An 8,955-nucleotide genomic window follows, 5' to 3' on the forward strand; every position below is an offset into this window, starting at 1 on the left:
CTTACGCACAAGCTTTATTCAGTGTTTCCTTCAGAATGTTTGTGGCTTTCGGGTTAGATGTCTATAATTTTTACATAGTTAGTTCGCTTGAACTATCTGAAATTCATAATACATATGCAATCTTCACAAAAAACCAACTGATTTTTCTTACAAAATATTTCCTTCGAAGTGATTGACAATTGTAAAGTCTAGGTGTATACTAGGTATAGAGTTTGAGAAGCGAAATGCATTTTCAAGCTGAAATTGATCAAAAAGGAGTCTTTACAATGTTGAAATGCTTTAAGAATGAAAAACTGTGGTGTGTTGTCGGCGGTGCTGTTGCAATGGTGATCGGCAAGAAGATCGTCACTGCAAAGAAGACCCGTCAGCTGGCTGTTTCCGGTCTGGCAAAGGGCATGAAGCTGCAGAATGATGCAAAGGCTGCCTTCCAGAATATGAAGGACGAAGCACAGGATATTTGCTGCGATGCCAAGGAACAGGCAGGTATCAATGACACAGACGCATGCGAAGAAGCTGATGCATAATGAAGTTTCAGATTGTTTATGACAAGCCGGGGCGGATTCGGTTCCGCTGCGGTGCGTATGCATTCGACAAGGAACTGGAAACTGCCGTGCAAAAGCAGCTGCTGGAATCTGCCGCTGTCAAAAAGGCAGAAGCCCATGCAGAAAACGGCGGTATTCTGGTATATTATGAAGCAGGAGCACGCCAGAAGGTGATCCGTACAGTTGCGGCACTGGACACCAGACTGCTGGCACCGCTGGGACCGGACACCTGTTCGGAACGGATCGATTCGGACTTTAAGACTGATCTGGTAAAGCTGGTGGCAAAGCGGTATCTCCAAAATGCTCTGCTGCCGGCTCCCATTGCAAATGCGGTGATCTTGTTCAAGGGAATCCGCTATGTGTGGCGTGCAGTCAAGACACTGCTGGAGGGACATCTGAATGTAGATGTGCTGGACGGTGCCTCTGTCAGTGCGTGCCTGTTGCAGCGGAATTTCAAGACGGCAGGAACGATCATGTTCATGCTGTCGATCTCGGCACTGTTGGAGGACTACACCAGAGCCAAGACCAAGGCAGCCCTGACGGACAGCCTTGCCGTAAAGACGGACAAGGTGTGGCTGGTGCAGGACGGCACAGAGGTCCTGATTCCCATGGCAGAGCTGCAGGTGGGCGATGTGATCTGTGTCCGCACCGGCAGTGTGATTCCGGTAGACGGCACTGTCACTTCCGGCGAAGCCAACATCAACGAAGCTTCCATGACCGGAGAGCCGCTGAGCGTTCGCAAGGCGAAGGGCTCTACCGTATTTGCCGGAACGGTTGTCGATGAGGGCAGTATTCATGTACAGGTACGTGCTCTTAGCGGCAATACCAAAATTCAGAAGATCATTGAACTGATCGACAATTCCGAAAACCTGAAAGCCGGCGTGCAGAGCCGTGCCGAAAATCTGGCAGACCGCATTGTGCCGTTCAGCTTCTTGGGATTTGGTCTGACACTGCTGCTGACACGGAATATCACCAAGGCAGTGTCTATTCTGATGGTGGATTATTCCTGTGCCATCAAGCTGTCCACGCCGATCTCTGTGATCTCGGCAATTCGGGAAGCCGCAGACCATGATATTACCGTCAAGGGCGGCAAATATCTGGAGGCTTTCGCCGAAGCGGACAGCGTGGTATTTGACAAAACCGGTACACTGACCAATGCCGAACCGGTTCTGGAACGGGCGATCTCGTTCAGTGATTACAGCGAAGACGAGATTCTGCGAATTGCAGCCTGCATCGAGGAGCATTTTCCTCACAGTGTTGCCCGTGCCATTGTGAAGGGTGCGGCAGACCGCGGTCTGAATCATCAGGAAGAACATGCCGAAGTGCAGTATATCGTGGCACACGGCATTGCCACCACGCTTCACGGAAAGCGTGCCATTATCGGCAGCCACCACTTTGTTTCAGAAGATGAACATGTGGAGATCACAGCAGAACAGCAGGCGGCAATTGAAGCACAGTCCGGCGGCTGCTCGGTGGTCTATCTGGCAATTGGCGGGAAACTTTCCGGCGTGTTGTGCATTTCAGATCCGCCCCGTGCAGAAGCCGGGGAAGCAATTGGCCTGCTGAAAAAAGCAGGCATTGAAAATGTTGTGATGCTGACCGGCGACAGCCAGCAGGCGGCAGAGGTGACCGCAGCAAAGCTGGGAATCACCAAGTGTTTTGCACAGGTGTTGCCGGAGGACAAGCACCGCTATGTGGAACAGCTGAAAGCCGACGGGCACCGCGTTATCATGGTGGGCGACGGCATCAACGATGCTCCGGCATTGGCGGCGGCAGATGTTTCTGTTGCCATGAGTGATGCTTCGGACATTGCCAGAGAAGCGGCAGACATCACCCTGCGTGGTGCTGACCTGACGGAACTGGCGACCCTGCGGACATTAAGTGAAAAGCTGATGACCAGAATTCACCGGAACTATCGGTTTATCATCGGATTCAATTCGTCGCTGCTGCTGCTGGGCTTGTTCGGCATTATCGCTCCCACGACTTCGGCGTTCCTGCATAATGCTTCCACCATGGCGATCTGTGCCAGGAGCATGACTCCCATGCTGGAGAAAAAACAAAACAGTGCAACAGAAGAAGATACAGGGAAGGCATAAGCGTTATTATGCAAATTCTGTGCGGTTCTGTATTTGTGAAAAACGGTTTGTGTTTGTGAAAACGCAAGCCGTTTTTTGTGCTGTTTTCGGGGAATTCACAGGATTCCCAAAAGTTTATACATAGAATTCTCCTTGATTTTTTCGCTTGGTTATGCTAGACTAATTAGAGTGAACTAACTGCTAATCGAAACAAATCAGGAGGCTGAAACAAGATGAAAAAATGGGAGAATCCCAAGAAAATTCTGCCGGTTCTGGGCTTTTTGCCTACAGCGGTTCTGGCGGTATGTATTGCGGTTTCGCTGGGAGATTATACGGCACCGGTGCTGTCGCTGGACGCAGCCGGTTCGGAAACCGGAACACAGACCGGCACTCTGACAACGGAAAAGCGAAAGGAACGAAAAACTGCTGCGGTAACGACAAAAGCACCGGCTCCGGCAGTCACACCGGTTTCGGAATCCGGTACCTATCGGGACGGCACCTATACCGGTACCGGCACCGGATTTTCCGGACCGATCACGGTGCAGGTGGTTATCGAGGGCGGAAAGATCAAGGATATTACCGTTGTCAGCTCCACAGACGATTCTCCCTATCTGCAAAATGCTTCGGCACTGCTCAAGCAGATCGTTGCCCTGCAAAGCACAAACGTGGATACCGTTTCCGGTGCAACTTATAGTTCGGTAGGGCTGATCTCTGCCGTGCGGGACGCGTTGCAAAAGGCTGGCGGCAGCAGTGCCTCTGACAGTGCTCTGCCGATTCTGGCGGCTTCCGAGAGCCAGAACAAGACCGGCGAAAATGCTCCCGCAGTAGAAGCCATAGCAGAACCGGCAGCCTATCGGGACGGCGTGTATACCGGTACGGGTACCGGCTTTGGCGGACAGATGACAGTGCAGGTCACAGTTTCCGGCGGGAAGATCACGGATATTCAGGTGCTTTCTTCCAAAGATGACAGCCCCTATCTGCAAAATGCCTGTGCACTGCTGCAAAATATCATTGCTTCCCAGAGCACCAATGTGGACGCAGTTTCCGGTGCAACGTATAGTTCCGCCGGCTTGATCGAAGCGGTGCGGAATGCACTGGCAAATGCGGCAACCGGAGAAGTGCCGGCAGAAACCACACCAGTTCCCACAGCGAAAACAGAGCCGCCGGCAACTACAGTTCCCGCAGTGCCGCAGGAAACCGGCAAATTTCCCTATCCGGACGGTGTGTATACCGGCAGCGGAGAGGGATATGGCGGTACCACGAAAATTGAACTGACCTTGAAAAACGGCACCATTCAGAAGATCCACGTGGTTTCCAATGAGGACGATGAAGCGTTTTTCAAGCGTGCGGGAACGCTGATCTCGCTGGTGATCCAGCGGCAGAGTACTGATGTGGATGCAGTTTCCGGTGCAACGTTCAGTTCGGAGGGTATTCTGGAGGCGATTCAGGAGGCTCTGGAAGCGGCAAAACAGGCGGCACAGCCTGCAACGACCACGACCACTGCGGTGACAACGGCACCGCCGGAAACCACCATCACACCGGTTACCGGTACGACAAACACGGAAACGACAACAGAGCCGGTTCCGGCCATTTATGAAAACGGCACTTATGAGGGAACTGCGGATTGCTATCCGGACGCTGACGAGGACTTTGCCGAATATGTGCTGTCGCTGAAAGTGCAGATCGAGAATGACCAGATCGTCAGCATTTCCAATGTCAATGGCTCCGGTGCGGAATACGACAAGCTGAACGACCGCTATATTTCCCGTGCCGCTGACGGCACCAAAAAGATTGCCGGCACTATTGCACAGATTCTGGAAAAGCAGCAGACGGACAGCATTGATGCCGTTTCCGGTGCCACCTGTTCCTCTGATGCGATCGTCCGTGCCGTGGAAAATGCACTGGAACAGGCAAGGAAAGGGGCGTGAGAAATCGTGCAGGTATTTGCAGTAAAGATCATCAACATCATGCTGGCGGTTTCGCTGGTATGTACCTATAATGCCGTGGTGAATGACCGGAAAGAGCAGGAAACTGCCGCAAGACAAAAGCTGGCAGAGCAGCAGGCTCAGGCTGCGGAGGAGAATGCGGCACCGGCTTCTCCTTATGCAGACGGAACCTATACCGGCGAGGCACAGGGCTACGGCGGACCGGTAAAAATGGAAGTCACGATCGAACACGGACAGATCACAGACTGTACCGTGCTTTCTGCCGAGAAAGAGGACACTGCCTATTTCGATGCCGCACAGGGCGTGATCGATGAGGTGCTGGACGAACAGACCGCAGAGGTGGATACCGTCAGCGGTGCAACGTTTAGTTCCAGGGGCATTCTGGGTGCTGTGGAAGATGCACTGGAGCAGGCAAAGGCGGTGCAGCATGAATAAAAAGTTTTTCACTCCCAAAAAGGTACATGCCTATGTGCGGGCAGCCATTCAGCTGTTGTTCTTCCTCTTTCTGCCCTCGGCATTTACCACAGCCTTTTCCGGCATCAAGTCCGTTCTGACACAGATCGGCACTGGCTCTCCCGTGGTGATGAGTTCGTTTCTCACTGTGCTGCTGGCACTGTGTGCGTATACCGTGGTGTTCGGCAGATTCTTCTGCGGCTACGCCTGTGCGTTCGGTACACTGGGAGATGCGGTGCATGCTCTGTATCTGTTTCTCTGTAAGAAGTGCAAAAAGAAACCCGTTCGCCTGAAGAAAAGCTGGAAGAAGCCTCTGTCGTTCCTGAAATACGCAGTGCTTCTTGCCATTGTGCTGCTGTGTTTTACCGGCGTTTATGGCGAGATCACCGGCTGGAGCCCGTGGGACGTGTTCTCTATGCTTCGCTCCGGTAACTTCAAGGTAGGTGCTTACTGGCTGGGCTGTGTGCTGCTGGTGCTGATTCTGGCGGGCATGGTGTTCTGTGAACGGTTCTTCTGCCGGTTCCTGTGTCCGATGGGAGCCGTCTTTACAATGCTGCCGGTGCTGCCATTCTTTTCCGTCCGCCGGCAGAAGGCGAACTGTGCAAAGGGCTGTACTGCCTGTCAGAAGATCTGTCCGTCCGATCTGGAACTGCCGGAAAAGGGCAGCTGGAACGGAAACGGGGACTGCTTCCAGTGTCAGAAGTGTCTGGAAATCTGCCCTAAGAAAAACGCAGAAAGCGGCTTCCGGTTCTTCCGCGGAAACGAGATCTGGTTTGCCGTGCTGCGGGCAGTGATACTGGCTGCTGTGCTGATTCTGGCGGGAATCTGATTCGTGTGGTATTTTGCGGAATTACTATGGCAATACCGCACAAAGAGCATCTGGCGACTTTGCACGCCATCTGCTTGCAAATTTTCCGTCATATTTCACAAAAATGCTCGTGAATACATCAAGTATTCACTCTGCTTTTTGCTCCATCTGACGGAAAATTTGACGACGCATCTGTCGCACAATCTTTGTGCGGTATTGACGTAAGAATGTATCAAAGCGGTTACATACGTCCTCATTTCAAGGACGGTGTGACCGCTTTTCATATATGGAATAGGTTCTATGGTTGGCGACAAGCAGGCACAGCAAAACCGGCTCTGCACGGAGATTTCCACACAGAGCCGGTTTTGTTTATGATTCAAAGGATTTTATGAAGTGGGTGTCTTACTTGATAATGTCTTCCCAAGTCACATTCACGCCTGCACCCTTGCTTGCCACATAGTACAGGGCATAGAATGCATCGGTAGAATCTACGCTGCCGTTGCCGTCCACATCGGCTGCTGCGATCATCTGCTTGTTCTTTTCAGCGTCTTCGCTCAGAACAAAGTCAGCGTTGCCTGCGGAGATGTTTGCGGTGTACAGCATCATATAGAAGACGTCAGTAGAATCCACTCTGCCGTCCAGATCTACGTCGGCTCTGGAGTCTGTCACTTCGATTTTTACTTCGAAAGTCAGCGGTGTGGTATAACCAGTTGCTTCCACAGTCAGCTTGTATGTGCCAGACTTTGTAAAGACTGCACCGTCACGGGTTTCTGCATCTGCATGAATTTCGCCGGTGGTCGGGTCAATGATCTTGACACCGTGTTTGCCGGTTGCTTCATATGTGGTATCGTTTACAGTAACCTTGGAAACATTCTTCAGATATGCAGCCAGATCGTCTGCGGCAGCACCCTTTGCAGGAACAACAGCACCCTTTTCTGCATCATATGCAGCAGGCATTGCATCGGTGGTCAGGATCACGCTGGTAGAGAGCGGTGCATATACGCCGGATTCATCCGAAACGGTAATGGTATAGCTGCCCGGCAGAACGCTCTTGGCATCAAAGGTCATCTTGCCGTCTGCATAAGCAGCACCAGTCAGCGTGTCTGCGGAAACCGCTGCGGAGAAATCTTCCGGCAGGTCTGCCAGCGTTACCGGAATGCTGCCGGCAGCAACTGCAACGCTTTCTGCGTTGACAGTACCGTTGTGCTTCTTCGGCAGATACAGTCCGTCTGCGAGGTGTACGCTGTATTCGCCCTTGCTGGTCAGATAGCTGATCTCCACAATGGTGTCACCGGAGGTTGCAGCATACGGAGTAGAACGCAGGCTGTTTCCGTGTACTTCTTTGGTCTTGAAGCCGGCAGACCATGCCAGTTCAGAGCCGCCCTTCCAGATGTTTTCCAGCTGGAGCATACCATAGTTGCCGGTCTTTGTCTTGACGATCACGCCGTAAACCAGATTGCCTTCGCCCAGATCCAGACCGTCCATCTTCAGCTGATAGTCACCGTACTTGCTGTCGGTTTTGAGAGTCGGCGTGACGTTGGTCAGGTCAACTTCCGGTTCTGCGGTAATGGTTGCGGACAGGGTGCCGTCTGCGAACAGCTGTTTGTATGCTGCCGGAACAACGGTCTGATCTTCGTTCGGGGTGAAGCCTGCAAACAGGCTGCCCAGTACGCCGGAAGTCTTGCTGTCCTTTGCGTCAGCAGTCAGCTGGTCGTACAAGCTCTGTTCGATTGCCACTTCTACACCGGAAACGCCCAGAATCTTGCCGCCGCCATTTTCATCAGCTTCGGAAGAATACGTGGTGTCTGCAAACATGCTGTTCCACTTTTTCCCTGTTGCAGAGGTCACTGCATCATAAGTGCCCTCTGCACGCATGCCGGCATTGCCAGCCAGATCTGCATCATAGGAAATCTTGCCGTCAGTGGTATCTGTCTTGTTGCCCAGTTCACCGTAATAGTAATCTGCATACGGGAGATTCATAGTACCGTAAACATACTGTTCCGGTTCGTTGTCCACTGTGAATGTAAAGTCCTGATAACCGGTAGCATAAACCGTAACGTCCCATCTGCCGTAGCCGTCAGTACCCTCCGGCAGCTGGCAGCGGTCGCTCTTGGTCAGACCAAGCTGAATGCCCATGGACTTGTGCATCCAGTTGTCTGCGGCAAACTTGGTGCCGTAGGTAGCCAGAACGGTGTCACCATCGCCGTAGTAATCCCAGCGGACTGCGTACATATGAGCACCCAGATCGCCGTAATCTCCGTTGATGTCCACGCGGATAAAGTCACCGTAGCCGGAATCGTGCTGGACTTCGCTGATCTCTACCGCGTCCTTGTCTACCACTTTTCCATCCGGTGTTTCAGAGGTGGAACGCTTGGAGAACTGGAATGTGCCGTCCTCCTGTTTTTCTGCTACCTTGATGCCGGAAGTGTTGGCATCTACCTGAATTTCTTCGTCGATATTGACCAGATTCTTTTCGGTATAGCCGCCCTTGACTTCTGTCCCGTTTTCATAGACCGTATAGGCTTTCTTGAAGTCCTCATAATCTGCTGCCGGAACAGCAACCGGAACATATTTCGGTCCCACGATCACAGAGTGGTCGTATGCACCAGCCGCTTTTCCGTCTACCATAACGGTTGTGGTACCAGCATCTCTGTTGCTGACCACATCGACAGATTCGTTCTGTCCCCTGCCGGTATAGTCGTAGCTGTTTCCTTCGGTATCAAATACCTTTACGGTGCACTGATAGCTGCCGCGGTGCAGACCGTGGTTGCTGGTGGCACGGGTGACTGCATCATATGCACCCAAGTCGGTTTCTCCGTGGGAATCGGCATCAGCAGAAGAAGCCTCCCAGTTGCCGTCTGCGGCACTGTCCAGATAAACGCCTTCATTCTCCCAATACTCAGCCCAAGTCAGAGATGCGGCACAGTACACATAATCTGTGGTGCCTGCTTCTTCGGCATACGCTGTGATCGCCGGAGCGACCTGTGTAGCTGCCAGTACAGCAGCAGACGCTGCACCGACAAGCTTTTTCCAGTTGATCTCTCGCATAGTAACCTCCTGAATTTTTCTTCCGTGCTGCATTGCGATGAACAGCACAATTTATGGCAATACCGCACAAAGATTGTGCGACA

The 8,955-nt window shown here is 52.3% G+C and carries 6 protein-coding genes; 5 read left to right on the forward strand and 1 reads right to left on the reverse strand.

Annotated elements, in window-relative coordinates:
• The first annotated feature begins 266 nt into the window (after positions 1-266).
• The 5 genes from RUMCAL_RS03630 (at position 267) to RUMCAL_RS03650 (ending at position 5,845) form a co-directional block, all read left to right on the forward strand.
• The gene (locus RUMCAL_RS03630; protein WP_040646846.1) at positions 267-524 is read left to right on the forward strand and encodes a DUF1490 family protein; all 258 of its coding nucleotides are present in this window, start codon (positions 267-269) and stop codon (positions 522-524) included.
• Complete coding sequence (locus RUMCAL_RS03635) at positions 524-2,638, forward strand: heavy metal translocating P-type ATPase (protein WP_021681177.1); 2,115 nt, start codon at positions 524-526, stop codon at positions 2,636-2,638. The genes RUMCAL_RS03630 and RUMCAL_RS03635 overlap by 1 nt, the downstream gene beginning before the upstream one ends.
• 212 nt (positions 2,639-2,850) lie before the next feature.
• The gene (locus RUMCAL_RS03640; protein ID WP_021681178.1) at positions 2,851-4,545 is read left to right on the forward strand and encodes an FMN-binding protein; all 1,695 of its coding nucleotides are present in this window, start codon (positions 2,851-2,853) and stop codon (positions 4,543-4,545) included.
• Positions 4,546-4,551: 6 nt separating this feature from the next.
• The gene (locus RUMCAL_RS03645) at positions 4,552-4,998 is read left to right on the forward strand and encodes an FMN-binding protein (protein ID WP_021681179.1); all 447 of its coding nucleotides are present in this window, start codon (positions 4,552-4,554) and stop codon (positions 4,996-4,998) included.
• Entirely contained in the window at positions 4,991-5,845 is an 855-nt protein-coding gene (locus tag RUMCAL_RS03650; RefSeq protein WP_021681180.1) for a 4Fe-4S binding protein, read from the forward strand. Before RUMCAL_RS03645 ends, RUMCAL_RS03650 begins: the two co-directional genes overlap by 8 nt.
• Before the next feature lie 381 nt (positions 5,846-6,226).
• Here the strand turns inward: RUMCAL_RS03650 and RUMCAL_RS14380 are convergent, their stop codons facing one another.
• Complete coding sequence (locus RUMCAL_RS14380; RefSeq protein ID WP_051343646.1) at positions 6,227-8,872, reverse strand: penicillin-binding Tp47 domain C-containing protein; 2,646 nt, start codon at positions 8,870-8,872, stop codon at positions 6,227-6,229.
• Between the last annotated feature and the right edge of the window lie 83 nt (positions 8,873-8,955).

The sequence above is a fragment of the Ruminococcus callidus ATCC 27760 genome, from assembly GCF_000468015.1.
Lineage (GTDB): Bacteria > Bacillota > Clostridia > Oscillospirales > Ruminococcaceae > Ruminococcus_C > Ruminococcus_C callidus.

Excerpts from the sequence above, each read along its gene's own strand:
- RUMCAL_RS03630 (WP_040646846.1), top strand. The coding sequence starts at position 267 with ATGTTGAAATGCTTTAAGAATGAAAAACTGTGGTGTGTTGTCGGCGGT.
- RUMCAL_RS03635 (WP_021681177.1), top strand. The coding sequence starts at position 524 with ATGAAGTTTCAGATTGTTTATGACAAGCCGGGGCGGATTCGGTTCCGC.
- RUMCAL_RS03640 (WP_021681178.1), top strand. The coding sequence starts at position 2,851 with ATGAAAAAATGGGAGAATCCCAAGAAAATTCTGCCGGTTCTGGGCTTT.
- RUMCAL_RS03650 (WP_021681180.1), top strand. The coding sequence starts at position 4,991 with ATGAATAAAAAGTTTTTCACTCCCAAAAAGGTACATGCCTATGTGCGG.
- RUMCAL_RS14380 (WP_051343646.1), bottom strand. The coding sequence starts at position 8,872 with ATGCGAGAGATCAACTGGAAAAAGCTTGTCGGTGCAGCGTCTGCTGCT.